The following is a 25,781-nucleotide window of genomic DNA, read 5'->3' on the forward strand; positions in this document are numbered from 1 at the left end:
CGAACAGCTTATGACACCCTAGCGCATTTGCGGAACAGCATCGCTATCATCCGAGCGTCGCCACCGTCTTCAGTGCGCCGTCGAGCATGTCGCCCTTTTCGTCCTTCAGCGCCGCCTCGCGCAGGCGGCGGATCCAGTCGGCGGCATCGTGGCGGCCCTCGAGCATGGCGAGCGCCGACAGAACGCGGTCGAATTTCGACTGCGCCCGGACATGGGTGTCGCTGTAGCCCTTGATCAGCCGGCGGCAATTGAGGATTTCGACGGCGAGCGCATAGTCCTGGGGCACATGGGCGAGCGCCAGCGCGTACCAGCGTTCGAGATGAGCAGTCTCGACCCTGTGGCGCAGCAGGCCGCGCCGCCAGCGGCGCAGGCCGCCGATGAACCACAAAGCGGCGAAGCCGGCAAAGCTGTCGGTGCGGATGCGGCGGCCATGGTTGATGCGGCGGTCGAGGAAGGCGGCAAGCCTCGGCCGGCTCTCGATATAGCTTCCCAGCCCCGCCGGCATCGTGCCGCAGAACTCCTCGATGCGGGGATGGAAATATTCGGTCACCTGCAGGATCGAGCCATCCTTGACGCCGACTTCCTTGCGCACGCGTTTGTCGCGGGTCGAGCGCGTCTTCAGATCGGCGACGCGGATCATGTCGTCGTAGCAGAGGGCATTGGCGAGATGCTTGGCGGCGGCGATGGACAGCGCATATGCATGGTCGGCGCTGTCCATCGCGACGGCCCGGTCCAGCCGGTCGAGATACTCGCGCCCATAGGCGATGTCCTGATAATCGACGACCTTCCTCAGACCCCGCAACGCCATGTCGCGCACCGCCACGGGCATCAGGTCGATGCGGGCAGCGAGCGCCTGCCAGCCCTGGAGCAGGTTTTGCGGGCCGCTCACGCGCCCTGCGCCCAGGGCGGATTCGACAATGGCCGGCCCTGCCGGCTTCGGCGCCGGCGCGGCCGTGCCGCGTGCGCGGTCATAGGCGGCGCCAAAGGCGGCGAGGCTGGCCTTGACGCCACGGCCGCCGGCACCGATCGCCTGCTCATAGCTTTCGCGCGTGAACGGCAGCGCGTCCGATCCGGCCAGCGCGCCAAGCAGGCTGGCCGAGATCATCGAACCATTGTCGGCGGCGATCTTTTCCATGTCGAAGGCGATGAAGCGCTTCGATGCTGCTTCCGCCGTCGCATGCACCTTGGAAGACGAGGCCCGGCCGTCGCCCGGCTCGATCTTCTCCGACACGGCGGCGATGCGGTGCGAGGACGCGATCAGCGTGGTGCGCTCGGGCGTGACGAAACCCCTGATGATGGCGCGGCCGGCTTCCATCAATTCGGCGGCGATCAGTATGTCGACATCGCCTTGCGAGGGCGACAGAGCGAAGACCGGCAGCCGGCCGGTGTCGCGGGCCATCTCGACATAGTAGATGGTGGCGCCGGTGCGCTGCGCCACGCCGGCGACCGAGGTTGACTGCGCGACGTAGCCATTGCGCTCGGCGACATCGGTGATCCAGTCGGCCAGCACGCCGCCGCCCTGGCCGCCGACCGCCAGCACGGCGAGCTTGATGACGCGCTCGTCGTCCTGGGCGCCGGGCTTGGCGCGGAATGGGGGGACAGCGTCAAGCATCGGCGAAGGTCAGGCGCCGGCTTTCGCGGCGGCGCTGCAGCAGGCTGATCACGGCGCGACGCGCGCTTTCCAGGAAACGGTCCCAGCGGCTTGGATTGTGCACGACGTCAGCCCGGTAGAAGGACGGGCAAAGCACGGCGGCATCGGCGACCTCGCCGCAATTGCCGCAGCCGACGCAGTTCTGGTCGATCGAAGCCACCGGATCGTCGCGCAGCGGATCGTCAAGCGATTTCACCGACAGCGACGGGCAGCCCGACAACCGCATGCAGGCATGGTCGCCGGTGCAAATGTCCTCGTCGACCCCGAACTTCGGTTTAACCACCCGCTCGCCGCCCTTGATCGCCTTGTCGACCAGCGGTTTTTCGCGGCGCTGGCGGTTGAGCATGCATTCGGACGAGGCGACGATGACCTTCGGCCCCTTCTCCTCCGTCGTCAGGGCCTCGCGCAACGTGTCCTGCATTTTGCCGACATCGTAGGTGCGGTCGACATGGCGCAGCCATTTGACGCCCATGCCCTTCACCGCCTCGGTGATCGGATGCTTGGTCGACTTGGTCTTGTTGCCCGCGCGCGACGACAGGATGTCCTGCCCGCCGGTGGCGGCCGAGTAGAAATTGTCAACGATGACGATGACGCCGTCATTCTTGTTGAACACGGCATTGCCGATCGAGGACGTCAGGCCGTTGTGCCAGAAGCCGCCATCGCCGACGAAGGAGATCGAGCGACGCTTGGCGTCGGGTGAATTGAACGCCGAAGCAGAAGCCGGCCCTAGTCCATAGCCCATGGTGGTGGCGCCGAGCTCGAAGGGCGGCATGATCGAGAACAGATGGCAGCCAATGTCGGACGCGATGTGGTGTTTGCCGAGTTCCTGTTCGACCAGCTTGGTCGCGGCGAAGATCGGCCGCTCCGGGCAGCCGATACAGAAGCCCGGCGGACGGCCCGGCACGACATTGATCAGGTCCGCGGTGTCGACGCCGTCGCCGACCTTGTTGGGCGCGCGAACCTCGCCCGGCAGCAGATGCGGCGCCTCGGCGCGCAGGAAAGCACCGATGCCGTCGAGCATGACCTGACCGGTATATTCTCCGGCCATCGGCAGATATTCCTTGCCGACCAGCCTGGAGCCACGCCCGGCCTTGTGCAGCATCGCGGCAAAAGCCTGTTCGATGTAGTTGGGCTGGCCTTCCTCGACCACCAGGACGGCCTGCTTGCCTTCGCAGAAGGACAGGAACTCGTCGTCGATCAAGGGATAGACGGCGTTGAGCACGTAGAGCGGCACGTCGGTCTCGCCATAGGTGTCGGCAAGGCCGAGACGCTGCAGCGCGCGGATGACGGAATTGTACATGCCGCCCTGCATGACGATGCCGACCGAGCCGTGATCCGAACCGAAGAACTCGTTGATCTTGTTCTTGCGGATGAAGTCCACCGCCGCCGGCCAGCGTTTTTGCACCTTCTCCTTCTCATGCAGGAAGGAGGCGGGCGGCAGCACGATGCGCCCGGTGTCGCGGCGCGGCGCTTCCAGCGCGTCGGCCACTGTCATGGGCGGGCGCTTGTTGTCCTTGGCGATGAAATGGCCGTGGACATGGCAGCAGCGGATGCGCACCTGCAGCATCACAGGCGTGTTGGAAACCTCGGACAGCTCGAAGCCGTCCTCCACCGCCTTGACGATCGACGGCAGGTTGGGGCGCGGGTCGAGCAGCCAGACCTGGCTCTTCATGGCGAAGGCATGGCTGCGCTCCTGCATGATCGAGGAGCCTTCGCCATAGTCTTCGCCAACGATGATGAGCGCGCCGCCAGTGACGCCGCCGGAGGCGAGATTGGCGAGCGCATCGGAGGCGACGTTGGTGCCGACGGTCGATTTGAAGGTCGCGGCACCACGGATGGGATAGTGCACCGAGGCGGCCAGCATGGCGGTGGCGGTGGCTTCCGAGGCGCTCGCCTCGAAATGCACGCCGAGTTCGCCCAGAATATCCTGCGCGTCGGCCAGCACATCCATCAGGTGGCTGATCGGCGCGCCCTGGTAGCCGCCGACATAGCCGACGCCGCATTGCAGCAGCGCCTTGGTGATGGCGAGGATGCCCTCGCCGGCAAACTCCTCGCCGGCGCCGAGCCGGAGTTTTTCAACTTCCTTGGCAAAAGACCGTTCGGCCATTTTTCCAACCTTCCGTTGCCGGCCGATGCCCGCCGGCGCGTACGTCTAGATGTCGTGCTTGCGAATGTTCTTGAGCATCTTCAAGAGCGTGGCGATGAGTGCCGCATATTCGGCGTCGTCGATGTCGTCGAACATCGCCTCGAACGCGTCATGCATGGCCGGCCATGCGCGCGCGAACTCGGCGCGGCCCTCATCGGTCAGGAAGACATGGCGGATGCGGCTGTCGGTGACACCCTGCTCGCGCCGCACGAAGCCTTGCCCCTCCAACGTGTCGAGCGTGCGGCTCAAGGTCGACTGCTCGATGACCGTGTAGACCGAGAGATCGTTGACGGTGACGCCGTCGGTGACCGACAGCACGGCAAGCGTGCGCACCTGCGGAATGGTCAGGCCCTGCTTGCGGAAATCGTCGCGCAAGGTGGCGTTGTAGCGGCCCATGATGCGGTTCATCAGATAGGGCGCGAATTGCTGCAGGCCGATCTGGCCGAGCGTCGAAATGCGCTGGCGCTTTTCCGCTACCTTCTGCTCCATCACAGCCTCCCTGACAGGAGAAAGCCGGAGCCGCCGCCGAGACCCGCGCCCGGATGAGTCGAGGCGCCGATATGGTAGAGGTCCTTGATGCCGGTCTGGTGGTTGCGGCTGGTCTTGAACGGCCGCCACACGAAGGACTGGTCGATGGTCGACGACCCGCCATAGGGATCGCCGCCGACCAGATTGATGTTCATCGCTTCGAGATCGGCCGGCGAATAGGCGCGGCGCGCAATCACACTGTCCTTGAAGCCGTCAATGTGGCTGGCGAGGATCGCTTCGGCGCGGTCGGCATAGGCCTCGCGCAATGCTTCGGTCCATTGCCCGTCAGCCGGGGCCTGCAGCTTGCCGGCGGCATCGCCCTTGATGTGGCGAGGCGCCTCGGGCAGTTGCAGCCATAGGATCGCCTTGCCTTGCGGGCAGCGCGACGGGTCGAGCGCGTGCGGCTGGCCGACGCAGATGGTCGGCACGTCCGGCAGCAAGCCGCGCACCGCCTCGTTGCAGGCTTTCGACACGCCATCGAGCCCCGGCGTCAGGTGCAGCAGCGCCACCATGTCCAGTCCTTCGCCGCGCCATGCCGGTGGTCTGTCCAGGGCATAGTGGATCTGGAAATTGCCCTTGCCGTAGCGGTATTGCCGGGTCGCCTCGGCATCGGCCTTGGGTGCCTCGCTGCCCAGCAGCCGGCCATAAAGCTGCGTCGGCGTGACCGAGCAGATGACGCTCTTTTTCGCATGGACCGTTTCGCCGGAGGCGAGCCGCACGCCGGTGGCGCGACCACCAGCCAGGATGATGGAGGCAACGTCCGCTTCGGTGGAGATGACGCCCCCCCGCTCGACGATCAATGCCTCGAAGGCCGACAGCAGGTTCTTCGCCCCGCCCTTGACGATCGGGGCGCCTGCGGCTTCGAGCGCGAAGGCGATAACCTTGGCGATCTGGCCGGAGAAGGCATCTTCCGGCGCAAGCCCGGCATGCAGCACCCAGGGCGCCCAGAGCGCGCGGATGGTCTCGGACTGGTAGGTGCTTTCCAGCCAGCCGCGCGCCGGCACCAGCGCTTCACCGAGAAAGGCGGCAAGGCCCCGTGAGCCGCGCCGCCAGGCATCGCCGGCCAAAAGCTTGGCAGTCGGGTAGGACCACAGGCTGCCGCCGAGCAGGCCGAACAGCAGGCCGGCATTGCGCTCGATGCCGCCGACATCGTCGGCGTGCCGGTCGCCATCACCCGCCGCGATCGCATTGAGGGCGGCGACATTGGCGGCGCGGTCGGTGCTGAGCACGGCGTGGCTGCCGTCCGGCCGCAGCACGCCGGTCGGCGTCCCGGTGTGGCAGAACTCCAGCCCGTGCCGGGCAAGGTCGCCGCCCAATGCGGCAAAGGCCGGTGAGGTGATGAACAGCACGAAGGTCGTCGCCATCACATCATGGATGAAGCCGGGCGCGGTGATCTCCTCGGTGCGCATGCAGCCGCCGATGCGGTCGTTACGCTCCAGCACCAGCACCTTGGCGCCCTTCCCGCCAAGCATCGCCGCGCAGACCAGCGCGTTGATGCCGCTGCCGACGATGATGTGATCGGGCGCTTTCATTGACAGTTGCTCTCGACCGTCGGGCGCATGATCTTCTCCCGAAGACCCCCTCGCTCTATTTTCCCGACACCAGCGCCAGCGCGCGGATCGGGCTGCCGGTGCCGTGCTCGATCTTGAGCGGCGCCGCGATCAGGATGGCGCCTTTCGGCGGCAGCTGGTCGAGATTGCAGAGGCTGGCGAGGCCGTAGCGATTGGCCTTGTGCATCAGCGTGTGCGCCGGGAATGGCGGCTCCATGCCGCCGGCCTTGCCGGCATCGGTGCCGATCGTCTCCGAGCCCCAGCCCTTGATGTCCTTGGCGATCAGGTACTGGATGGCCTCGGCCGTCGGGCCGGGCGTGTGCGGGCCGGTCTCGTTGGCATTGAGGAACTCGGCTTCCGAGCCGTTGCGCTTGTACCAGTCGGTGCGCATCACCACCCATTCGCCGGCGTTGATGGCGCCATGCTTGGCTTCCCACGCCTTGATGTGGTCGACGGTGAGCAGGAAATCATGGTCGGCGGCGGCTTCCTTGGAGCAGTCGATGACATTGACCGGTCCGACGAAATTCTGCGCCGGGATGGTGTCGGTGGCGCCGTCCGGATAATCCTTGCCGGTGATCCAATGCTGCGGCGCATCGAAATGCGTGCCCGAATGCTCGCCGAGCTTCAGCCAGTTCCACGCCCACCACGGACCGTTCTTGTCATAGCGGGAGATCGAATGGATCTCGACCTTCGGCGTGTCGACGGCGAGTTCCGGCGGCAGCTTGATCAGCGGCGTGTCGGGCCCGAGTTGCGCCGAAAGGTCAACCACCTTGATGGCGCCTGACAGCAACTGGCCGGCGACTTCGCCGAGGAGTTTTTGGGTGTCCATGGTCTTCTGTTCCCTCTTTTCGATGATGATCAAGGCTCGTCTCGGCCCTTAATATCCTACTAGACGAAAACATATGCATCTGCAATTATCTTTAAGCATAAAGGAAATGGGAACGGGGCGTGAGCGAGTTCGACGCCATCTTTGTCGGGGCGGGCCACAACAGTCTGGCATGCGCCGCGCATCTGGCGCTCAAAGGCTGGAAAACCGGGATTTTCGAACGCAACGCAACAATCGGCGGCGCCGTCCAGACCCGCGAATTCACCCTTCCGGGCTTCCGGCACGATTTTGGCGCGATGAATCTGAGCCTGTTTGCCGGCTCTGCCTTCCACCGGAAATATGCAAATGAATTGAAAGCACAGGGACTGGAATTCGCCCCGGTCGCCGACTGTTTCGCCAGCGCCTTTCCGGACGGACGCTGGTTCGGCGTCAGCAACGACCTGGAAAAAACCGCCACGCGGATGGCCGCCTTCTCCGCCGCCGACGCAGCAGCATGGCTCCGGCTGGTTGCCGCCTTCCCGGCCGAGGCCGAACATCTGTTCCGGCTGCTGGGTTCGCCAATGAGCGCCCGCGCGCTGGCCGGCACGGCGTGGAACCTGTGGCGCAAGAAGGGCATGTCCGGCGCGCTCGACACCGGCCGGCTGCTGCTGTCGTCGCCACGCGCCTGGCTGGAGGAGACGTTCGAGTCGCCGCATGTGCGGGCAACGCTCGCCACCTGGGGCATGCATCTCGATTTCGCCCCCGACATCGCCGGCGGCGCGGTGTTCCCCTATCTGGAATCGATGGCCAACCAAAGCTTCGGCATGGTGCTGGGCAAGGGCGGGGCCGATACGATCATCCGCGCGCTGTCGGGCATGGTGACGTCGGCCGGCGGCAAGATCGTCACAGGCGCCGAAGTGGCCGAGATCACCATTTCCGCCGGCAAGGCGACCGGGGTGCGGCTCGCTTCAGGTGAAACGCATACCGCGACCAAAGCGGTTATCGCCGGCGTCGCGCCCAAGGCACTGGCCGGCAGGCTGCTGTCCGGCGGTTCCGGCAATGCCGGCTTCGACACGGCGATGAAAAAGTTTCGGTACGCGCCAGGCACGATGATGATCCACCTGGCGCTGGACGACCTGCCGGACTGGCGTGCCGGGGCCGAGTTGCGGCAGTTCGCCTATGTGCATCTGTCGCCGTCGCTCGACGCCATGTCGCGCACCTATCAGCAGGCGATGGCCGGCACCCTGCCTGACGAACCGGTGCTGGTCGTCGGCCAACCGACCGCGATCGATCCGACCCGCGCGCCTCAGGGCAAGCATGTGCTGTGGGTGCAGGTGCGCATGCTGCCTGCCGAGATCCTGGGCGATGCCGCAGGCAAGATCGCGGCCGGACATTGGGACCAGGTGAAGGACACCTACGCCGAGCGCGTGCTCGGCATCATTGAGACCTATGCGCCCGGCCTGCGGAGCAAAATCCTCGGCCGCTCGGTGTTCTCGCCCATCGACCTCGAGCGCGAGAACCCGAACCTTGTCGGCGGCGACCAGGTCTGCGGCAGCCACCATCTGGCGCAGAACTTTTTGTTCCGCCCGGCGCGTGGCTATGCCGGCTGGAACACGCCGGTCGGCAATCTGCATCTCACGGGAGCCGCGACATGGCCGGGCGCCGGCACCGGCGCGGCCTCGGGTTTCATGCTCGCGCAACAGCTTGGCGGGAGGTAGGCTCCGACGATTTTATCGAGGCGACGAGAGGCAAGGCGCTGCTGCCCACGAAGCCTGAACCAACGAACGGATAGTGCCGCGCAAAGACAATAACCAACAAGGGGAACGACCATGAAAATCAACAGACGCGAATTGCTGGGATACAGTGCCGCGGCACTTGGCGTGGCCGCGGTTGGCCTGCCCAAAATGGCCAAGGCCGCCGCCGGTGAACTGACCATCGCCTACAATGTCAACCTGCCGTCCTGGGATCCGACAACCGGACCCTCGGCCGTCAATCCGACGATCCAGGGTCTCTACCAGTCGGTGTTCGACCAGATCATCCCGCAAAAGCCCGACCTGTCCTTCGCACCCGGCCTGCTCACCGAATGGGGCTGGAACGACGACCGCACCAAGGTGATGATGACGGTGCGCGAGGGCGTGAAATGGCATGACGGCTCACCCTTCACGCCCGAGGACGTGGTCTGGTCGCTGCAGCGCGCGGGCGACGAAAAGACCGGCAACCCGATCCAGTTCGTCTGGAAGAACGTCAACAACTTCAAGATCGACGGCAACAAGATCACGGGCGACGTGGTGCAGTTCGACCCGGTCTATTTCAAGTGGATGTCTTTCCTGACCGGCTACATCCTGCCGAAGGCCTATTACGAGAAGGTGGGTGCGGAAGGTTTCGAGAAGGCGCCGATCGGCACCGGCCCCTACATGGTGGAGAAATTCGAGCGCAACGCCTTCCTGCGGCTGAAGGCCAACCCGCACTACTGGGGCGGCAAGCCGGCTTTCGAGAATGTGACGATCAAGTTCGTCACCGACGCGGCGAGCCGTGTCGCCGAGATCGAATCCGGTTCCTCGCAGGTGACGCTCGAAATCCCCTATGAGGAATATGACCGGCTGATCGCCAAGGACGGACTTGCCGGCTCGATCAAGAATGTCTCCGACATCGGCATGATCTTCTTCAACAACAAGGACGCCATGCTCGACAAGAATGTCCGCCAGGCAGCGGTCATGGCAGTGGACAAGGAGCTTCTGGTCAAGCGGTTGCTGCGCGGCTACGGCCAGCCGATCGACACGCTGGAGACGCCGGAATATGCCGCCTACGATCCGTCGATCAAGGTCGAGCACAATCCGGAAAAGGCCAAGGAATTGCTTGCCGCCTCCGGCTATTCGACCAAGAAGCCGGCGAAGTTCACCATCCAGACGACCAAGGGCTTCAAGCCCAAGGATTACGAGATGGTGCAGGCGATCGTCGGCATGTGGCGCAAGGTCGGTATCGAGGCCGAGATCGAGGTCTACGAGATCGCCAAGCACTACGAACTGCGCGCCGCCCACAAGCTGGCGCCGGCGGCGTTCTACAACTGGGGCAATTCCATCGGCGATCCGACCACGTCGACCGGCTTCGCCATGTTCGGGCCCTCGCCGCACTCGTCCTGGAAGACCGACGACCTCGACGCCAAGATCGGCCCGCTGTGGGGCGAGAAGGACGAGGCCAAGCGCATCGCCGGCTGGAAAGCGGTCGACAAGTACATCGCCGAACAGGCCTATGTGCTGCCGCTCATCCAGTACGCACAGCCGATCGTGCACTCGAAGAAGGTCAATGTCGTGCAGCACATTTCCGGTGCGCTGCTGCCGGCCCTGATGACCCCGGCCTGATATCGGCCTGGCTTGCCGCGCGCCGTCCATAGCGACGGCGCGCATATTCTACCAGGCATACGAGCCAGTGGGCTCCTGCAAAGATTTACATGCTCCTGCAACGATTCCTGATCCGTCTTCTGACGATGCTGATCACGCTGTTCGGCGTGGCCGTCGTCGTCTTCGTCGTGATCCGCGTCGCGCCCGGCGATCCGATCGCCATGATGCTGCCGCCCGGCGCGACGGATGACGACATCGCCCGGCTGCGCGCACTCTACGGGCTCGACAAGACCATCGTGCAGCAATTCTTCATCTGGTTGTCCGGCGTCGTCAGGGGCGATTTCGGCACCTCGATTTCGCTGCGGCAGGACGTGCTCGGGCTCGTCTTCAACCGGCTGCCGGCGACGCTGGAGCTGGCCATCGTCGCGTTGATCATGGCGGTGGCGCTTGGCGGCACGACGGCCGTTCTCGGCGCGCGCGAACGCGGCACGGCGGTGGAAGCCGGCATCGACATCGCCAGCGGCGCGGCGCTCTCCATTCCCGATTTCCTCTGGGGCCTGGTGCTGATCCTCTTGTTCGGCGTGCTGGTGCCGATCTTCGACATTTCGGGCCGCGTGTCGCCGCAGCTCGACCTGCCCTTCGTCACCCAGTTCTATTTCTTCGAAAGCCTGCTGCGGCTGCGCTTCGACCTGACCTGGGACCTGTTGAAACACATGCTGATGCCGGCGGTCGCGCTGGCGCTGCCGCTGGCGGCGATCATCTCGCAGCTCTTGAAACAGTCGCTGAAGGAAGTGCTCGACCTCGACTATGTCGTGCTGGCGCGGGTGAAGGGCTTTTCCGAGACGCAGGTCATCCTGCGCGAGGCGCTGAAGAACGCGGCTTTGCCGACGCTGACCCTGGTCGGCGTGCAGTTCACTTTCCTGATCGGCGGCACCGTCATCGTCGAGCGGCTGTTTTCCTATGAAGGCCTCGGCAACATGGCGATCGATGCCGTCATCAACCGCGACCTGCCGCTGATCCAGGGCATCGTGCTGGTCTTCGCGCTGCTGTTCGTGCTGATCAATCTCGTGGTCGACATGATGTACGCGCTGCTCAATCCGAGGCTGCGTCATGGATAGGGCCTCACGACGTGGACTGAGCCCCAGGCTGTGGCTCGCCGGCGGCTGGCTGCTGCTGGCGCTGCTGGCGGCGATCTTCGCGCCGCTGGTCGCGCCGCAGGATCCGCTGGCGCAGGATCTGATGCTGGAGCGGCTGCCGCCTTTGTGGCTCGATGGCGCCGAGCCTGGCTATTGGCTCGGCACCGACAGCCTCGGCCGCGACCTGCTCTCGCGGCTGATCTTCGGCGGCCGCATCGCCTTCATCGTCGCTTTCGCGGCGGCCATCGCCGCCTGCCTCGTCGGCTCGACGCTCGGACTGATCGCCGGCTATTTCGGCGGCTGGGCCGACCGCATCATTTCGCGCATCGTCGACATCTGGATGGCGTTTCCGCCGGTGCTGTTCGCCATCCTGCTGGTGGCGGTGCTGGGCACCGGCCTCAGTTCCGTCATCCTGGCGATCGCCATCATCGACTGGACGCGCTTTTGCCGGGTGATCCGCGCCGAGGCGATGGGCCAGTCGCGCATGGATTATGTCGAGAACGCCCGCATCGCCGGCTATGGCCGCATCGGCATCATGCTGCGCGAAGTGCTGCCCAATGTGGTGCCATCGATCGTGGCGCTGCTGTCGCTGGAAATGGGCATCGCCGTCATCGTCGAGGCGATCCTGTCCTTCGTCAATCTGTCGATCTCGACCGACGATCCGACCTGGGGCGGCATCATCGCCGAGGGCCGGCTGTCGATCCACCAGGCCTGGTGGGTGCTGGTGTTTCCGCTGATCACGCTGATCCTCACCGTGCTGTCGTTCAGCCAGTTCGGCGAAGCGCTGAAAGCGCGTTTCGATCCGGTGCTGCGATGAGCGCCTGTCTGGACATCGCCAATCTCAGCGCCGTGCTGCCGAACGGCCAGCGCGTGCTGCGCTCTGTGTCGCTCTCCGTGCAGCCTGGCGAGGTTCGCGCGCTGGTCGGCGAGAGCGGCGCCGGCAAGACGATGATCGGCAAGGCGGTGCTCGGCGTGTTGCCGTCGAGCGTGCGCATCGTCGAAGGCGACATGCTGCTGGAAGGCGAAGACCTCGGCAGGCTGCAGCCCAAGGCACGCCGCACGCTGATCGGCGCCCGCACGGCGCTGATCCCGCAGGATCCGCTGACCGCGCTCAACCCGTCGCGCCGCATCGGCCCGCAGATGACCGACCGGCTGGTGCGCATCCTCGGCTGGAGCGGCGAGAAGGCCGACATGCGCATCCGGCAGTTGCTGGATGAGGTGCAGATCCGCGACCCAGAGCGCGTGCTGAAGAGCTATCCGCATGAGCTCTCCGGAGGCATGCGCCAGCGCGTGCTGATCGCGGCCGCCTTCGCCGCGGAGCCCCGGCTGATCGTCGCCGACGAGCCGACCACGGCGCTCGACGTCACGGTGCAGAAGCAGATCCTGCGCCTGATCGCCGCGTTGCAGCGAGAGCACGGCACAGCGATCCTGTTCGTCACCCATGATCTCGGCGTCGTCGCCAAGATCAGCCAGAAAGTGTCGGTGCTCTACGCCGGCAAGGTGGTGGAGGAGGCCGATGCGGCCGCGCTCTTCGCCGCCCCACAGCACCCCTACACGCGGGCGCTGATGGCGGCGACGCCGCGCTACACCGACCCGTTTGCTTCGCTGAAACCCGTGGACGAAGCGGTGCTGGCTGGGCTTGCCGCCGAGATCGCGGCAGCAGACCTGGCGTGGAGGCGGCCGCATGGTTGAGCCGCTGTTTTCCGTGCGCGGGCTGAAGGTCGCGCTGCCTGACATGACGCGCAAGCCGCTGATCGGCCGCGCGCCGTTGGCCGAGATCCTGAAGGGGCTCGACTTCGACCTGCCGAAGGGCTCGGTGACCGGCATTGTCGGCGAATCCGGGTCCGGCAAGTCGACGCTTGGGCGCGCGCTGGTCAGGCTGCTGGAGCCGAGCGCCGGCAGCATCAGCTTCGAGGGTCGCGACATCACCCATCTGCCGGAAGCGGAGCTGCGGCCGCTGCGCCGCGACCTGCAGATGATCTTCCAGGATCCGATGTCGTCGCTCAATCCGCGCCGCACCATTGCCAGCATCATCGCCGCGCCGCTCAGGCAGAACGGCCTTGGCGACAATCTGAAGGCGCGCGTCGCCGAGGCGCTGCAGCGGGTCGGGCTGCCGCAGAGCTTTGCCAGTCGCTACCGCCATGAACTGTCGGGCGGCCAGCGCCAGCGCGTCGGCATTGCGCGCGCGCTGGCGCTGTCGCCGAAATTCGTGCTGGCCGACGAGATCGTCTCCGGTCTCGACGTCTCGACGCAGGCGCAGATCCTCACGCTGCTGGAGAAGCTCGCGGCGGAGATGGGCCTGACCGTCGCCTTCATCAGCCACGACCTGTCGGTCATCCGGCGGCTGTGCCGGCAAGTCATCGTCATGCGCGAAGGCGTGATCGTCGAGGTCAGCGCCACCGACGCCTTGTTCGACAATCCTAGAGAGGCTTACACGCGCGACCTCATCGCAGCCATTCCGCTGCCCGAAATCGACGCCGGCTGGCTGGACATTCCGGCCGCCGCCAAGGCCCCGACATGAATGCATACGCATGCCGAAAAGCGGGTTTCGGACATGCGACCGCAAAGACCCAGGTCCCGCCAAATGGAGAGGACTGACATGAAGACGATACTTCGAAATGCAGCGCTCGCCGCCGCTGTCCTTGGCAGCGCCGGCATTGCCTCGGCGGATTCGATCCCCGGCATGCGCGGCCACGACCACACCGGCATCACCGTTCCTGACATGAAGCAGGCGGTCGACTTCTTCACCGAGGTGGTCGGCTGCAAGAAGGCTATGTCGTTCGGCCCATTTGCCGACGACAAGGGCACCTTCATGCAGGATCTTCTGGGCGTCGATCCGAAGGCAGTCATCGAGCAGATCACCATGGTGCGCTGCGGCTATGGATCGAACATCGAGCTGTTCAAATACACAGCGCCCGACCAGAAGGATCTGACGCCGAAGAACAGCGACATTGGCGGCTTCCACATCGCCTTCTATGTCGACGACGTCGCCGCCGCCAAGGCCTATCTCGACGGCAAGGGCGTCAAGACGCGCATGGGGCCATTGCCGGTCAAGCAAGGACCCGCCGCCGGCCAGACCATTCTCTATTTCCAGGCGCCCTGGGGCTGCAACTGGAAGCGATCAGCTATCCCGACGGCATGGCCTATGAGAAGGGTGCCGAGACGGTGCTGTGGAGCCCGAAGAACCCGGAGAAGTGATCCTTTGGCGCGCTTGCGGGACGACCCGCAAGCGCTCTAGCCGGCATCAGCACAATGATTTCGATATAAAACTTTAAGCTTGAAATATTTTACCGCCGGCGCGATACTCACGAGGCAGCAAGCGAAGAGGAGATCGCACGGATGAAGGTTGCGGTTCTCGGCGGCGGTCCAGCCGGCCTCTACTTTGCCATTTCGATGAAGCTCAGGGACGCCGCGCATGACGTGACGGTGTTCGAGCGCAACCGTGCCGACGACACGTTCGGCTGGGGCGTCGTGCTGTCGGCCGAAACGCTCGAGAACCTCGCCAAGAATGATCCGGTCAGCGCCGTCTGGATCAAGAAGCATTTTGCCTACTGGGACGACATTGCCGTCATCCATGACGGCGTGCGCACGGTCTCGTCGGGCCATGGTTTTTGCGGCATCGGCCGCAAGCGTTTGCTGATCCTCTTGCAGCGCCGCGCCCGCGAACTCGGCGTCAAGCTGATGTTCGAGACCGATATCGCCGATCCCAAGCCTTATATGGAGACTCATGACCTTGTCGTCGCCGCCGACGGGCTGAATTCGAGGGCGCGTAACACCTTCGTCGACATCTTCAAGCCCGACATCGACACCCGCAAATGCAAGTTCGTCTGGCTCGGCACCAACCAGAAATTCGACGACGCCTTCACCTTCATCTTCGAGAAGACCGAGCATGGCTGGGTGTGGGCGCACGCCTACCAGTTCGACAGCGAGACCGCGACCTTCATCGTCGAGTGCAGCGAACAAACCTGGGCGGCCTTCGGCTTCGGCGCGATGACGCAGCAGGAATCGATAGCGGTGTGCGAGCGCATCTTCGCCAAGCATCTCGGCGGCCATGCGCTGATGACCAACGCCAACCACATCAGGGGTTCGGCCTGGATCAATTTCCCGCGCGTGCTGTGCGAGCGCTGGTCGTACAAAAACCTTGCACTGATGGGCGATGCCGCGGCCTCGGCGCATTTCTCGATCGGTTCCGGCACCAAACTCGCCCTGGAAAGCGCGGTGGCGCTGGCCGAGTATGTGGAAACGGAGCCGGACCTCGATGCCGCGTTCCGCAAATATGAGGACGCGCGCCGCACCGAGGTGCTGAAGCTGCAATCGGCGGCACGCAATTCGCTCGAATGGTTCGAGGAGGTCGAACGCTATCTTGGCCTCGATCCGGTGCAGTTCAACTATTCGCTGCTGACCCGCTCGCAGCGCATCAGCCACGAGAATTTGCGGCTGCGCGATGCCGAATGGCTTGAAAGCGCGGAAGAATGGTTCCAGCGCCAGGCGGGCGCCGGCGGCAACAGGCTGCGCCGGGCGCCGATGTTCGCGCCGTTCAAGCTGCGCGACATGAGGCTGCAGAACCGCGTCGTCGTCTCGCCGATGGCGCAGTACAAGGCCGTCGACGGCTGCCCGACCGACTGGCATTTCACCCATTATGCCGAGCGCGCCAAGGGCGGCGCCGGGCTCGTCTATATCGAGATGACCTGCGTCAGCCCGGAGGGCCGCATCACGCCCGGCTGTCCCGGCTTCTACGCGCCCGAGCACGAGGTGGCTTGGAAGCGGCTGGTCGATTTCGTCCATTCCGAGACCGAGGCCAAGATCTGCGCCCAGATCGGCCATTCCGGCGCCAAGGGCTCGACCCGGCTCGGCTGGGAAGGCACCGACGTGCCGCTGGCGTCGGGCAACTGGCCTGTCATGGCGGCATCGGCTGTCGCATGGTCGGCCGAAAACCAGATGCCGAAGGCGATGGACCGCGCCGACATGGATCTGGTGCGTGACCAGTTCGTGGCCTCGGCCGAGATGGCTGACCGTTGCGGCTTCGACATGCTCGAGATCCATGCCGCGCATGGCTATCTCCTGTCGTCCTTCATCACGCCGGTCACCAACCGGCGCACCGATGAGTATGGCGGTTCGCTTGAAAACCGCATGCGCTATCCCCTCGAAATCTTCCATGCGGTGCGCGCCGCATGGCCGGCACAAAAGCCGATCTCGATGCGCATTTCGGCCAATGACTGGGTCGGCATCGAAGGCGTCACACCCGCCGACGCGGTCGAGATCGCGCGGCTGCTGCACGAAGCCGGCGTCGACATCTGCGACGTCTCGGCCGGGCAGACCTCGGTGCTGGCCAAGCCGGTCTATGGCCGCATGTTCCAGACGCCGTTTTCCGACCGCATCCGCAACGAGGTCGGCATGGCGACCATGGCGGTCGGCAACATCTACGAGCCGGACCATGTCAATTCGATCCTGATGGCCGGCCGCGCCGATCTGGTGGCGCTGGCAAGGCCGCATCTGGCCGATCCCTACTGGACGCTGCACGCGGCGGTGACGCTCGGCGACCGCGGCGTCAAATGGCCGGATCCCTACCTGCCCGGGCGCGACCAGCTCTACCGTCTGGCGGAGCGTGACGCGGCAGCGGGACTGAAAGTATGACGGCCGCAACAGCGATCACCGGCAAGCACGCGCTGGTCACCGGCGGCGGCTCCGGTGTCGGCCGGGCCATAGCGCTGGCGCTGGCTGGTGCCGGCATCGACGTCACCATCTGCGGCCGGCGTGAGGCGGAGCTCGCCAAGGTGGCCGGCGAAAGCAAAGGCATTTTCGGTATCGCCGCCGATGTCACCAATGAGGCGTCCATGGCCTCGCTCTACCAGGCGGCGGAAGCCGCGCGCGGGGCCATCGACATCGTCATTGCCAATGCCGGCATGGCCGGCAGCACGCCGGCGCACAAGACCACGCTCGCCGACTGGCAGAAGACGCTCGACGTCAATTTGACCGGCGCCTTCCTGACGGTGAAGCCGGCGCTGGCCGGCATGGCCGCGCGCAAGGCGGGACGGATCGTGTTCATTGCCTCCACGGCCGGGTTGAAAGGTTATGCCTATGTCGCGCCTTACGTGGCGGCCAAGCATGGTGTCGTCGGGTTGATGCGGGCGCTGGCGGCGGAAACCGCGAAATCCGGCGTCACCGTCAACGCGGTTTGCCCGGGTTTCGTCGAGACCGACATGCTGGAAGAATCCATCCAGCGTATTGTCGAAAAGACCGGACGCTCGGCCGGCGAGGCGCGGGCTAGCCTTGCCTCGACCAACCCGCAGGGCCGCTTCATCCAGCCGCAGGAAGTCGCCGCCGCCGTGCTGTGGCTGTGCGGCGATGCGGCGGCATCGATCACCGGACAGGCAATTTCCATCTCAGGAGGCGAAACATGGTAGCCGGCCCCCTGCCCGCACCGTCGGGACCCGGCAAGGACCGACTGCGTCTGTGGATCAGGCTGCTGCGTGCCTCGCGCACGATCGAGGCCGAACTGCGCGAGCGCCTGAAGAAGGAATTCGATACGACGCTGCCGCGCTTCGACGTGATGGCGGCCCTCTACCGCGTGCCGGAAGGCATGCTGATGAGCGACCTGTCGCGCTTCCTGCTTGTCTCCAACGGCAATGTCACCGGCATTGTCGACCGGCTGGTTTCAGAAGGGCTGGTCGCTCGGGCCCGCCGCAATGGCGATCGCCGCACCTCCATGGTGCGGCTGACCGAGGAAGGCACCAAATCCTTTGCCATCATCGCTGCCGCGCATGAGGGCTGGATCGGCGAATTGCTGGGCAAGGTCAGCGAGGAGGATGCCCGCAGGCTTACCGGCATGCTGACTTCGTTCCGCAGCAACTGGGAGGGACGCGAATGACCGGGATGGCCGGGCTGAAGCCGAAGCATTTCCTCTGGGAGGTCGAGGGCAGGATCGCCAAGGTCCGGCTCGACCGGCCGGAGCGCAAGAACCCGCTGACCTTCGACAGCTATGCCGAGTTGCGCGATACGTTCCGCGACCTCGTCTATGCCGACGATGTCGACGCCGTGGTGTTCCTCTCCAATGGAGGCAATTTCTGCTCCGGCGGCGATGTCCACGACATCATCGGCCCGCTGGTCAAGATGGACATGAAGCAGCTTCTCGCCTTCACCCGCATGACGGGCGATTTCGTCAAGGCGATGCTCAATTGCGGCAAGCCGATCATCGCGGCGGTCGATGGCGTGGCGGTCGGCGCCGGCGCCATCATCGCCATGAGTTCCGATATCCGCATCGCCACGCCGGAGGCCAAGACGGCCTTCCTGTTCACCCGCGTCGGCCTTGCAGGCTGCGACATGGGCGCCTGCGCGATCCTGCCGCGCATCATCGGCCAGGGCCGCGCCGCCGAACTGCTGTATACGGGCCGCACCATGACGGCGGCGGAAGGCGAACGCTGGGGGTTTTACAACAGGCTGGTCGATGCGGCCTCCCTCGAGGCGGATGCGCTCGACATGGCAGCGCGCATCGTCTCCGGCCCGACCTTCGCCCACGGCATCACCAAGACGCAGCTCAACCAGGAATGGTCGATGGGCCTCGACCAGGCGATCGAGGCGGAAGCCCAGGCACAAGCGATCTGCATGCAGACGCGCGATTTCGAGCGCGCCTACAAGGCATTCGTGGCCAAGGAAAAGCCGGTGTTCGAGGGGAATTGATGGCTGACAAGAGTTTCCTCAACTGGCCGTTCTTCGAAGACCGCCACCGCGAACTGGCCGAAAGCCTGGAAGCGTGGTGCCAAAAGAACCTCCCCGTCGATCACCATGACGTCGATGCCGCCTGCCGCGAGCTGGTGCAAAAACTCGGCCGGGATGGTTGGCTGAAGCCGACCGCTGTCGACACCGACAATCCCGGCCCGCTCGACGTGCGCACCTTGTGCATCACGCGCGAGACGCTCGCACGCCATGACGGGCTCGCCGATTTTGCCTTTGCCATGCAGGGGCTGGGCACCGGCGCGCTCAGCCTGTTCGGAACGGCGGACCAGCAGCAATGGCTGGCAAGGACGCGGGCCGGTAAGGCGATATCGGCCTTCGCCCTGTCGGAGCCGCGCTCCGGGTCGGATGTCGCCAACACCGAGATGACGGCGACCCGCGACGGCGACAGCTATGTTCTATCAGGCGAAAAGACCTGGATCTCCAATGGCGGCATCGCCGACCTCTACATCGTCTTTGCCCGCACCGGCGAGGCGCCGGGCGCCAAGGGGCTTTCGACCTTTATCGTGCCTGGTGACGCCAAGGGCCTCGGCATTGCCGAACGCCTGGAAGTGATCGCGCCGCATCCGCTGGCGCGGCTGTCCTTCGATCAGGTCCGGCTCCCGGCTTCCTCCTTGATCGGCAAGCCGGGCGATGGCTTCCGCATCGCCATGTCCGTGCTGGACGTCTTCCGTTCGACTGTCGGCGCCGCAGCCCTCGGCTTTGCCCGCCGCGCCCTAGACGAGAGCATCAAACGGGTGGCCGAGCGCAAACTGTTCGGCGCACCGATGGCAGAATTGCAGATGGTGCAGGGCCACATCGCCGACATGGCGCTCGACATCGATGCGGCGGCACTTCTGGTCTACCGTGCCGCCTGGACCAAGGACATGGGCGCGGCGCGGGTAACGCGCGAGGCGGCGATGGCAAAACTGTTCGCCACCGACAAGGCGCAAGAGGTGATCGACAGAGCGGTGCAACTGCATGGCGGCGACGGCGTCCGCAAAGGCCACATCGTCGAAAGCCTGTATCGCGAGATCCGTGCGCTGCGCATCTATGAGGGTGCGTCCGACGTGCAGAAAGTGGTCATCGCGCGGCAAGTGATGGGCGCGGCCTGACGGCGGGAAATTGACGGGCATTCGATTTTGAGACTTGGTTTTCAGGAATACCGGGAGGCTTCAAATGCATGAGATTCTGCAGCCGGAAGGCTGGGCCAAACCGGTCGGCTACGCCAATGGCGTCGCGGCGCGTGGACGGCTCATCTTTGTCGGCGGACAGGTCGGCTGGAACGCGCAGTGCCAGTTCGAAACCGACGATTTTGTCGGCCAGGTGCGGCAGACGCTGCAAAATATCGTCGCGGTGCTGGCCGAGGCCGGTGCCGAGCCGCGGCACATCACCTCGATGACCTGGTATTTCACCGACAAGGCCGAGTACCTCGCCAACCTCAGGGGTCTCGGCGAAGCCTATCGCGAGGTGATCGGCCGGCATTTCCCGGCGATGGCCGCCATGCAGGTGGTGGCGCTTGTCGAGGACCGCGCCAAGGTGGAGATCCAGGCGACCGCTGTGATACCCGACGAACTCGTTCGTCCGGACTAAGTCACCCGAAGCCCCGCCTTCCTCAAGATCGGCAGCACGTGGTCGCAGAAATAGGGCAACTCCTGCGTGTAGTTGACGAAGGAGAGCGCGATGCCCTGATAGCCCTGCCCGGCAATGGCGGCCATGTCGGCGGCGATCGTTTCCGGCGTTCCGATCAGCGGATAGGTGCCGGCGCCACCGGCGAAGCGTTGGCGGTACCGGTCATAGGCGTGCGGGTCGTGCGACTGCGAGAATTCCTTCTTGCCGGCCATATGGGCGTCGACCGCGTCATGGTCCGCCAGATCGACCGCGTAACGCGTGTAATAGGCCTGCGCCTCTTCCATCGTCGGGCGACAGACGACATGCGCCACGGTGTAGACGCCGACATCACGGCCGACCTTTTCGGCCCGTTCGCTTATGTCGGCGACATGCTTGCCGGCATCGCTCATCTCGGAAAAGGTCGTGAACAGATAATCGCAACGGGCGGCGGCAAAATCGCGGCCCGGACCGCCGAAAGCGGCATTCATCGTCACCGGGCGCGGAGCCTGCAGGCTGGCCGGCCGGCTCACCGCTTCCTTCAGGCGATAATAGGTGCCTTCGTAGTCGAGCGGCTCGGCCGACGCATAGAGCTTCTCAAGAATCTCGATCCACTCGGCTGCCTGGTCATAACCCTTCTCGACCAGCGGTGTGCCGAACATGCCGAATTCCTTCGGGTTCCAGCCGCAGACGATGTTGAGGCCGGCGCGGCCCTGGCTGATGTGGTCGACCGTCGCCAGCGCCTTGGCGGCATAGAGCGGATGCACCAACGGCACGTGCACGGTCATGAACAGGCCGATCTGTTCGGTGGCCACCGCCAGAGCCGCCGCCCAGGTGAAGGTCTCGAACGACCATTCTCGCACCTTGTTGCGGCCACCAAAGCCGCGCCAGCGCGCGATCGGCAGCATGAACTCCAGCCCGGCGCGGTCGGCAATTTGCGCCGCCGTCAGATTGTCCTGCCAGCTTGCCGTCCAGCGTTCCGGCACATCGGTGATGGCAAGCCCGCCATCGGCATTGGTCGAGAAGACGCCGAGCTTCAGTTTGTTCGGGCCGTGCAGGGGATGCGCTTTGATCATTTCGGGAACTCGCGGCGGGAGGCTATACGCTAGGCCCGCGGCAAAATATTTCAAGCATGAAATAGCTTCGCCTCGCCGCCGGTTGCGGATATGAATTTGGGCGACGCCAAAAAGGGGATCGGCATGAGCGAATTCCGCCAGAAATGCATCGGCAAGGCAAACCTCGTCGGTTCGTTTGCCGCCATTCCCCATCCGGTCGCTGTCGAAGTGATGGCGCTGTCGGACCTCGACTTCCTCTGCATCGACTGGGAACATGCGCAGATCTCGCGTGACATGATCGAGACCATGGTGCGTGCGGCCGACGTGCATCGTGTGCCGGCGCTGGTGCGCGTTCCCGGCCATGCGCCGGAAGCCATCCAGGCGGCGCTGGATAGCGGCGCGCAAGGGGTGCTGGTGCCGCGCGTCTCGACCGCCGACCAGGCGGCGATGGCGGTCAAAGCCTCGCGCTTTCCGCCGCTGGGCGAGCGTGGCGTCGGGCCCGGCCGGGCCGCCGGCTATGGCTATCGCATTCCTGAGTATCTTGCCGGCGCCAATGACAGAACCGTCGTCGCGGTGCAGGTCGAGACAGCGGAGGGGCTCGCCAACATCGAAGCGATCGCGGCCGTCGGCGGCGTCGACCTGATCTTCGTCGGCCCCGGTGACCTTTCCGTGTCGATCGACGCGATCGGACCGCAAGGCGCCGACAAGCTCAATGCGGCGATCCGGACGATCATTGCTGCCACGATCGCACATGGAAAGACATCCGGCATATTTTGCGCTAGCCCACAGGCCATCGGCCGGTGGGCTGCCATCGGCGCGAGTTTCTTCGTGCTGGCCAGCGACACGATGTTTCTTGGCGCCGGCGCCGCGGCCAACGCTGCCGCGGCGCGAGACGAATTGGCATAAACAGGCGCGGCCAGACAAAAAAGCGTATCGCCGGAGCAACACGTAAGCCAAGCTTTTTAAGCTTAAAACTTTCGCCTTGAAATGTGCCCCACTTTGGATAGCATTCAAGTTCGATGACGCCGTGCCGCAGGGGTTGCCGGCCAGTCCATCGTGGTGCTTCGGGGGTTCGGTCCTTGTCGTTCATGCTGCCCCAGTCATCATCCAGCGCGCGCTGTGCTTTCGGCGGCGTGCGCGGCCAAATCCGTGATCCGCATACAGAGACCATCGCGAAGCGCTTATGGTCGCTGCTATGAATTGACGCCCCGCTGGGAGGTGGGACGGCAAGAAACCGTGCGGGGCGAGCCCGCCCGATCAACAACCAGAGGGGATACCCCAGAGGGAACACCAAATGAACCTGACACGTCGCAATCTCATCCTGCTCGCCGCCGCCATCGGCATCGCCGCCGGCCCGGCAACCGCCTACGCTGCCGATGTGCTCAATGTCGGCGCCTATCCGACCAATCCGCCCTTCGAGTACAAGAACGAGAGCGGCACCTTTGAAGGCTTTGAAGTCGACATCGTCAACGAAGCGGCCAAGCGCATCGGCATGACCACCGATATCGCCGATCTCGGCTTCCAGGCGCTGTTCGCGGCCACCACCTCGAAGCGCATCGACGTCGCCATCTCGTCGATCACCATCACGGCGGAGCGGCTGAAGTCGCAATCCTTCACCCAGCCCTATTATGATTCCGACATGGGTATTGCGACAAAGACGGACAGCGCTGTCAACACCGAGGCCGACCTCAAGGGCAAGATCGTCGGCGTGCTGTCAGGCTCGACCGGCGAGACCTGGGTCAAGGCGCATCAGGAAGTCGACGGCTTCAGCGACGTGAAGGGCTATGACACGCAGCAGAACCTTTTGCTCGACCTCAGCGCCGGCCGCGTCGACGCCGCCGTCAGTGACATTCCGGGCATGGAATACTCCTTCACCAAGATGAAGGATCTGAAGGTCAAGCAGCGCATCAAGACCGGCGAACAGTACGGCCTGATGATGACCAAGGACCACCCGCTGCTCGGCAAGCTCAACGACGCGCTGACGGCGATGAAGAAGGACGGCACGCTGGCCGCGATCCACAAGAAGTGGTTCGGCAGCGACGCGCCGGCCGATTCCTCTACGGTCAAGGAAATGCCGCTGCCAAAGGCCTGAGCGGAGAAGCACTGAAATCGTGCCGGCTTACCAGGCCGGCACGATTCATTTCCTGCTCCGGCGCCGCTGCCGCGCGGGCCGTCTCGCGATTGGCGAGGTCGATTGGTTTTAACTTTGAGCACCCCTTTGCTTGGGGTTCGGGAACGCTCCCATGTCGCTGATCGACACCTTCTTCAATCCCGACGTCATCATGTCCAGCCTGCCGGCGCTGCTGCGCGGCTTCCTGAACACGCTGCTGCTTGGCATCTTGAGCATCGGCATCGGCATTCCCATCGGTCTGGTGATCAGCCTGTTGCGGCTCTATGCGCCGAAGCCGGTGCGCTGGCTGGCGGTTGGCTACACCGACATCTTTCGCGCCCTGCCGGTACTGGTGGTGCTGATCCTGATCTACTACGCGCTGCCCTTTCTCGGCATCCGCCTGTCGTCCTGGGCCTCCGCCGTGACGGCGTTCGCCTTCATCATGTCGGCCTATTCGGCGGAAGTGTTTCGCTCCGGCATCGAGAGCATTCCGAAAGGTCAGTTCGAGGCGTCGCAGGCGCTTGGCCTGCCCTTCCTCTTGACCCTCCGCAAGGTGGTGCTGCCGCAAGCCATCCGCGTGGTCATCCCGCCGATGACCAGCAATTGCGTCTCGATGTTCAAGGACACCTCGCTGGCCTCGACCGTGGCGCTGCCGGAACTCCTGAAGGAAGCGACCAACGCGCAGTCGCTCTACGCCAACCCCTCGCCGCTGATCGGCGCCGCACTGGTCTATCTCATCTTCCTCTGGCCGATGGTGCGCCTCGTCAGCCTGCTTGAAGATCGCTTCAAGACCGAGAAGGCGCGCTGACCTCGCCAACCGATCTCCACCGCCAATTCTTCGCAGGAGCCTGCCCGTGAACAAGCACCAAACCGACAATGCAAACGCCGCCGCGTTCCCCGTCGACACCATCCGCGCCATGTTTCCTGCCCTGCAGCGGGCCGGCGACTTCATCTTCATGGACAATGCCGCCGGCGCGCAAATCCCGCAGAGCGTGCTCGACGCGGTGACCAACCATCTGGTTTCGCACAATGTGCAGCGCGGCGGCCGCTATGGCCGCAGCGTCACCGTCGACCAGTCGGTCGCCGATGCCCGGACAAGCGTGGCGCTGCTGATCAACGCCTACAGCCCGGCGGAAATCTGCTTCGGCATGAACGCCACCTCGTTCATCCGCCTCGTCAGCCTCGGCATCGGCCAGATGCTCGCGGAACGCGACGAGATCATCATCACCGACATGGACCACGACGCCAACATAGCCACCTGGCTGGCTCTGGAAACCGCCGGCGCCAAGTTCAAGTGGTGGCGCATGCGCGAGGACGGCAATCTGCATGTCGACGATCTCAAGCCCCTGGTTTCCGACCGCACCCGCCTCGTCGCCTGCACGGTGACGGCGCATTCGATCGGCTCGATCGTCGATGTCGCATCCGTTGCCGAGATCGCGCATGCGGCCGGCGCGGAAGTGTTCCTCGACTGCGTGCATTACGGGCCGCACGGGCTGATCGACGTGCAGGCCTGGGGCTGCGATTATCTCGTCTGCTCAGGCTACAAGAATTTCTCGCCGCATATGGGTTTCCTCTGGGGCCGCTTCGAAACGCTGAAGCGGCTGCCGACCTTCCGCGAGGATTTCATCCCCGACGAGCCGCCCTACAAGGTCGAGGCCGGCACCTTCATCTACGAGAATGTCTCGGGCATGGATGCGGCCGTGCAGTATCTGGAACTGATCGGCCGCAATCTGGCCCCCTCCAACAACCGCTCGCGGCGCGAAAATATCGTCGCCGGCATGGGCGCCATCCGCGACTACGAGCTGGTACTGGCGCGCGAGATGCTTGCCGTGCTGAAAGGTTGCGGCGCGACCATCTATGGTGTCGCCGACGAGGCCCGCATCAATGAGCGCGTGCCAACCTTCTGCTTCAACATCGGCAAACTGTCGCCGCAGCGGATCGTCGAGGAGATGGCCGAGATGCAGATCGGCATCCGCGACGGCCATATGTACGCGCCGCGGCTGATGAAGCGCCTCAATCTGTCGATGGACAGCGGCGCCATCCGCGCCTCGCTGGTGCATTACAACACGGTCGAGGAAGTGCACAAATTCGGCGAAGCGTTGCGCGCCATCATTGCCAAGCTGTCCTGATCGACGAGGGCGGCC

General features: G+C 64.7%; 22 protein-coding genes and 1 pseudogene. 17 read left to right on the forward strand and 6 right to left on the reverse strand.

The window, feature by feature from the left end:
* Positions 1-46: 46 nt before the first annotated feature.
* Genes QQK95_RS18175 through QQK95_RS18195 form a run of 5 tightly spaced genes read right to left on the reverse strand, consistent with a single transcriptional unit; the run spans position 47 to position 6,704 of the window.
* Positions 47-1,612, reverse strand: coding sequence for an indolepyruvate oxidoreductase subunit beta family protein (locus QQK95_RS18175; RefSeq protein ID WP_284275150.1), 1,566 nt, complete (start codon positions 1,610-1,612; stop codon positions 47-49).
* Entirely contained in the window at positions 1,605-3,758 is a 2,154-nt protein-coding gene (locus QQK95_RS18180; RefSeq protein WP_284275152.1) for an indolepyruvate ferredoxin oxidoreductase subunit alpha, read from the reverse strand. Before QQK95_RS18180 ends, QQK95_RS18175 begins: the two co-directional genes overlap by 8 nt.
* Before the next feature lie 45 nt (positions 3,759-3,803).
* Complete coding sequence (locus tag QQK95_RS18185; protein WP_284275154.1) at positions 3,804-4,286, reverse strand: MarR family winged helix-turn-helix transcriptional regulator; 483 nt, start codon at positions 4,284-4,286, stop codon at positions 3,804-3,806.
* A complete protein-coding gene (locus QQK95_RS18190) occupies positions 4,286-5,857 on the reverse strand; it encodes a phytoene desaturase family protein (protein ID WP_284275156.1) in 1,572 nt (523 codons plus the stop codon). The genes QQK95_RS18185 and QQK95_RS18190 overlap by 1 nt, the downstream gene beginning before the upstream one ends.
* 55 nt (positions 5,858-5,912) lie before the next feature.
* The gene (locus tag QQK95_RS18195) at positions 5,913-6,704 is read right to left on the reverse strand and encodes a cyclase family protein (protein ID WP_010913233.1); all 792 of its coding nucleotides are present in this window, start codon (positions 6,702-6,704) and stop codon (positions 5,913-5,915) included.
* A 119-nt stretch (positions 6,705-6,823) separates the two neighbouring features.
* Here QQK95_RS18195 and QQK95_RS18200 point away from each other — a divergent pair, with 119 nt between their 5' ends.
* The 13 genes and pseudogenes from QQK95_RS18200 to QQK95_RS18260 all read left to right on the forward strand — a co-directional run bounded on the left by QQK95_RS18200 (position 6,824) and on the right by QQK95_RS18260 (position 20,457).
* Positions 6,824-8,398 (forward strand): phytoene desaturase family protein, encoded by a 1,575-nt coding sequence (locus QQK95_RS18200; protein WP_284275164.1) that lies wholly within the window; start codon positions 6,824-6,826, stop codon positions 8,396-8,398.
* Positions 8,399-8,509: 111 nt separating this feature from the next.
* Positions 8,510-10,039 carry an ABC transporter substrate-binding protein gene (locus tag QQK95_RS18205; protein WP_284275167.1) on the forward strand — a complete coding sequence of 510 codons (1,530 nt, stop codon included), beginning with the start codon at positions 8,510-8,512 and terminating at the stop codon, positions 10,037-10,039.
* A gap of 89 nt (positions 10,040-10,128) precedes the next feature.
* Positions 10,129-11,136, forward strand: a complete 1,008-nt coding sequence (locus QQK95_RS18210) for an ABC transporter permease (protein WP_284275169.1) — start codon at positions 10,129-10,131, stop codon at positions 11,134-11,136.
* Positions 11,129-11,971 (forward strand): ABC transporter permease, encoded by an 843-nt coding sequence (locus QQK95_RS18215; protein ID WP_284275171.1) that lies wholly within the window; start codon positions 11,129-11,131, stop codon positions 11,969-11,971. The genes QQK95_RS18210 and QQK95_RS18215 overlap by 8 nt, the downstream gene beginning before the upstream one ends.
* Positions 11,968-12,846, forward strand: a complete 879-nt coding sequence (locus tag QQK95_RS18220; protein WP_284275173.1) for an ABC transporter ATP-binding protein — start codon at positions 11,968-11,970, stop codon at positions 12,844-12,846. The genes QQK95_RS18215 and QQK95_RS18220 overlap by 4 nt, the downstream gene beginning before the upstream one ends.
* Positions 12,839-13,675: an ATP-binding cassette domain-containing protein gene (locus QQK95_RS18225; protein WP_284275175.1), complete on the forward strand. Its 837-nt coding sequence runs from the start codon at positions 12,839-12,841 to the stop codon at positions 13,673-13,675. The genes QQK95_RS18220 and QQK95_RS18225 overlap by 8 nt, the downstream gene beginning before the upstream one ends.
* Positions 13,676-13,753: 78 nt before the next feature.
* A pseudogene (locus QQK95_RS18230) lies at positions 13,754-14,352 on the forward strand (VOC family protein).
* Between the two features lie 141 nt (positions 14,353-14,493).
* Positions 14,494-16,788 carry a bifunctional salicylyl-CoA 5-hydroxylase/oxidoreductase gene (locus tag QQK95_RS18235; RefSeq protein WP_284275177.1) on the forward strand — a complete coding sequence of 765 codons (2,295 nt, stop codon included), beginning with the start codon at positions 14,494-14,496 and terminating at the stop codon, positions 16,786-16,788.
* Positions 16,785-17,558, forward strand: coding sequence for an SDR family NAD(P)-dependent oxidoreductase (locus QQK95_RS18240; RefSeq protein WP_284275178.1), 774 nt, complete (start codon positions 16,785-16,787; stop codon positions 17,556-17,558). The genes QQK95_RS18235 and QQK95_RS18240 overlap by 4 nt, the downstream gene beginning before the upstream one ends.
* Complete coding sequence (locus QQK95_RS18245) at positions 17,552-18,022, forward strand: MarR family winged helix-turn-helix transcriptional regulator (RefSeq protein ID WP_284275181.1); 471 nt, start codon at positions 17,552-17,554, stop codon at positions 18,020-18,022. The genes QQK95_RS18240 and QQK95_RS18245 overlap by 7 nt, the downstream gene beginning before the upstream one ends.
* The gene (locus QQK95_RS18250; RefSeq protein WP_284275183.1) at positions 18,019-18,831 is read left to right on the forward strand and encodes an enoyl-CoA hydratase family protein; all 813 of its coding nucleotides are present in this window, start codon (positions 18,019-18,021) and stop codon (positions 18,829-18,831) included. Before QQK95_RS18245 ends, QQK95_RS18250 begins: the two co-directional genes overlap by 4 nt.
* Positions 18,831-19,979, forward strand: a complete 1,149-nt coding sequence (locus tag QQK95_RS18255) for an acyl-CoA dehydrogenase family protein (protein WP_284275185.1) — start codon at positions 18,831-18,833, stop codon at positions 19,977-19,979. The genes QQK95_RS18250 and QQK95_RS18255 overlap by 1 nt, the downstream gene beginning before the upstream one ends.
* A gap of 64 nt (positions 19,980-20,043) precedes the next feature.
* A complete protein-coding gene (locus QQK95_RS18260) occupies positions 20,044-20,457 on the forward strand; it encodes a RidA family protein (protein WP_284275187.1) in 414 nt (137 codons plus the stop codon).
* Here the strand turns inward: QQK95_RS18260 and QQK95_RS18265 are convergent.
* Positions 20,454-21,548 carry an LLM class flavin-dependent oxidoreductase gene (locus tag QQK95_RS18265; protein WP_284275190.1) on the reverse strand — a complete coding sequence of 365 codons (1,095 nt, stop codon included), beginning with the start codon at positions 21,546-21,548 and terminating at the stop codon, positions 20,454-20,456. The two genes, QQK95_RS18260 and QQK95_RS18265, sit on opposite strands and share 4 nt — an antisense overlap.
* Before the next feature lie 123 nt (positions 21,549-21,671).
* Here QQK95_RS18265 and QQK95_RS18270 point away from each other — a divergent pair, with 123 nt between their 5' ends.
* The 4 genes from QQK95_RS18270 (at position 21,672) to QQK95_RS18285 (ending at position 25,766) form a co-directional block, all read left to right on the forward strand.
* Positions 21,672-22,433: an HpcH/HpaI aldolase family protein gene (locus tag QQK95_RS18270; RefSeq protein WP_284275192.1), complete on the forward strand. Its 762-nt coding sequence runs from the start codon at positions 21,672-21,674 to the stop codon at positions 22,431-22,433.
* 388 nt (positions 22,434-22,821) lie between these two features.
* A complete protein-coding gene (locus QQK95_RS18275) occupies positions 22,822-23,619 on the forward strand; it encodes an ABC transporter substrate-binding protein (protein WP_284275193.1) in 798 nt (265 codons plus the stop codon).
* 151 nt (positions 23,620-23,770) lie between these two features.
* Positions 23,771-24,445 carry an amino acid ABC transporter permease gene (locus QQK95_RS18280; RefSeq protein WP_019862987.1) on the forward strand — a complete coding sequence of 225 codons (675 nt, stop codon included), beginning with the start codon at positions 23,771-23,773 and terminating at the stop codon, positions 24,443-24,445.
* 46 nt (positions 24,446-24,491) lie between these two features.
* Complete coding sequence (locus QQK95_RS18285; RefSeq protein WP_284275198.1) at positions 24,492-25,766, forward strand: cysteine desulfurase-like protein; 1,275 nt, start codon at positions 24,492-24,494, stop codon at positions 25,764-25,766.
* The last annotated feature ends 15 nt before the right edge of the window (positions 25,767-25,781 follow it).

Source organism: Mesorhizobium huakuii (assembly GCF_030160235.1).
Taxonomy (GTDB): Bacteria; Pseudomonadota; Alphaproteobacteria; order Rhizobiales; family Rhizobiaceae; genus Mesorhizobium; species Mesorhizobium huakuii.

What these genes read in the sequence shown, in the direction of transcription:
- QQK95_RS18175 (WP_284275150.1), bottom strand. Translation starts at nt 1,612, where the DNA reads ATGCTTGACGCTGTCCCCCCATTCCGCGCCAAGCCCGGCGCCCAGGAC.
- QQK95_RS18180 (WP_284275152.1), bottom strand. Translation starts at nt 3,758, where the DNA reads ATGGCCGAACGGTCTTTTGCCAAGGAAGTTGAAAAACTCCGGCTCGGC.
- QQK95_RS18185 (WP_284275154.1), bottom strand. Translation starts at nt 4,286, where the DNA reads ATGGAGCAGAAGGTAGCGGAAAAGCGCCAGCGCATTTCGACGCTCGGC.
- QQK95_RS18190 (WP_284275156.1), bottom strand. Translation starts at nt 5,857, where the DNA reads ATGAAAGCGCCCGATCACATCATCGTCGGCAGCGGCATCAACGCGCTG.
- QQK95_RS18195 (WP_010913233.1), bottom strand. Translation starts at nt 6,704, where the DNA reads ATGGACACCCAAAAACTCCTCGGCGAAGTCGCCGGCCAGTTGCTGTCA.
- QQK95_RS18205 (WP_284275167.1), top strand. Translation starts at nt 8,510, where the DNA reads ATGAAAATCAACAGACGCGAATTGCTGGGATACAGTGCCGCGGCACTT.
- QQK95_RS18210 (WP_284275169.1), top strand. Translation starts at nt 10,129, where the DNA reads ATGCTCCTGCAACGATTCCTGATCCGTCTTCTGACGATGCTGATCACG.
- QQK95_RS18215 (WP_284275171.1), top strand. Translation starts at nt 11,129, where the DNA reads ATGGATAGGGCCTCACGACGTGGACTGAGCCCCAGGCTGTGGCTCGCC.
- QQK95_RS18220 (WP_284275173.1), top strand. Translation starts at nt 11,968, where the DNA reads ATGAGCGCCTGTCTGGACATCGCCAATCTCAGCGCCGTGCTGCCGAAC.
- QQK95_RS18225 (WP_284275175.1), top strand. Translation starts at nt 12,839, where the DNA reads ATGGTTGAGCCGCTGTTTTCCGTGCGCGGGCTGAAGGTCGCGCTGCCT.
- QQK95_RS18235 (WP_284275177.1), top strand. Translation starts at nt 14,494, where the DNA reads ATGAAGGTTGCGGTTCTCGGCGGCGGTCCAGCCGGCCTCTACTTTGCC.
- QQK95_RS18240 (WP_284275178.1), top strand. Translation starts at nt 16,785, where the DNA reads ATGACGGCCGCAACAGCGATCACCGGCAAGCACGCGCTGGTCACCGGC.
- QQK95_RS18245 (WP_284275181.1), top strand. Translation starts at nt 17,552, where the DNA reads ATGGTAGCCGGCCCCCTGCCCGCACCGTCGGGACCCGGCAAGGACCGA.
- QQK95_RS18250 (WP_284275183.1), top strand. Translation starts at nt 18,019, where the DNA reads ATGACCGGGATGGCCGGGCTGAAGCCGAAGCATTTCCTCTGGGAGGTC.
- QQK95_RS18255 (WP_284275185.1), top strand. Translation starts at nt 18,831, where the DNA reads ATGGCTGACAAGAGTTTCCTCAACTGGCCGTTCTTCGAAGACCGCCAC.
- QQK95_RS18260 (WP_284275187.1), top strand. Translation starts at nt 20,044, where the DNA reads ATGCATGAGATTCTGCAGCCGGAAGGCTGGGCCAAACCGGTCGGCTAC.
- QQK95_RS18265 (WP_284275190.1), bottom strand. Translation starts at nt 21,548, where the DNA reads ATGATCAAAGCGCATCCCCTGCACGGCCCGAACAAACTGAAGCTCGGC.
- QQK95_RS18270 (WP_284275192.1), top strand. Translation starts at nt 21,672, where the DNA reads ATGAGCGAATTCCGCCAGAAATGCATCGGCAAGGCAAACCTCGTCGGT.
- QQK95_RS18275 (WP_284275193.1), top strand. Translation starts at nt 22,822, where the DNA reads ATGAACCTGACACGTCGCAATCTCATCCTGCTCGCCGCCGCCATCGGC.
- QQK95_RS18280 (WP_019862987.1), top strand. Translation starts at nt 23,771, where the DNA reads ATGTCGCTGATCGACACCTTCTTCAATCCCGACGTCATCATGTCCAGC.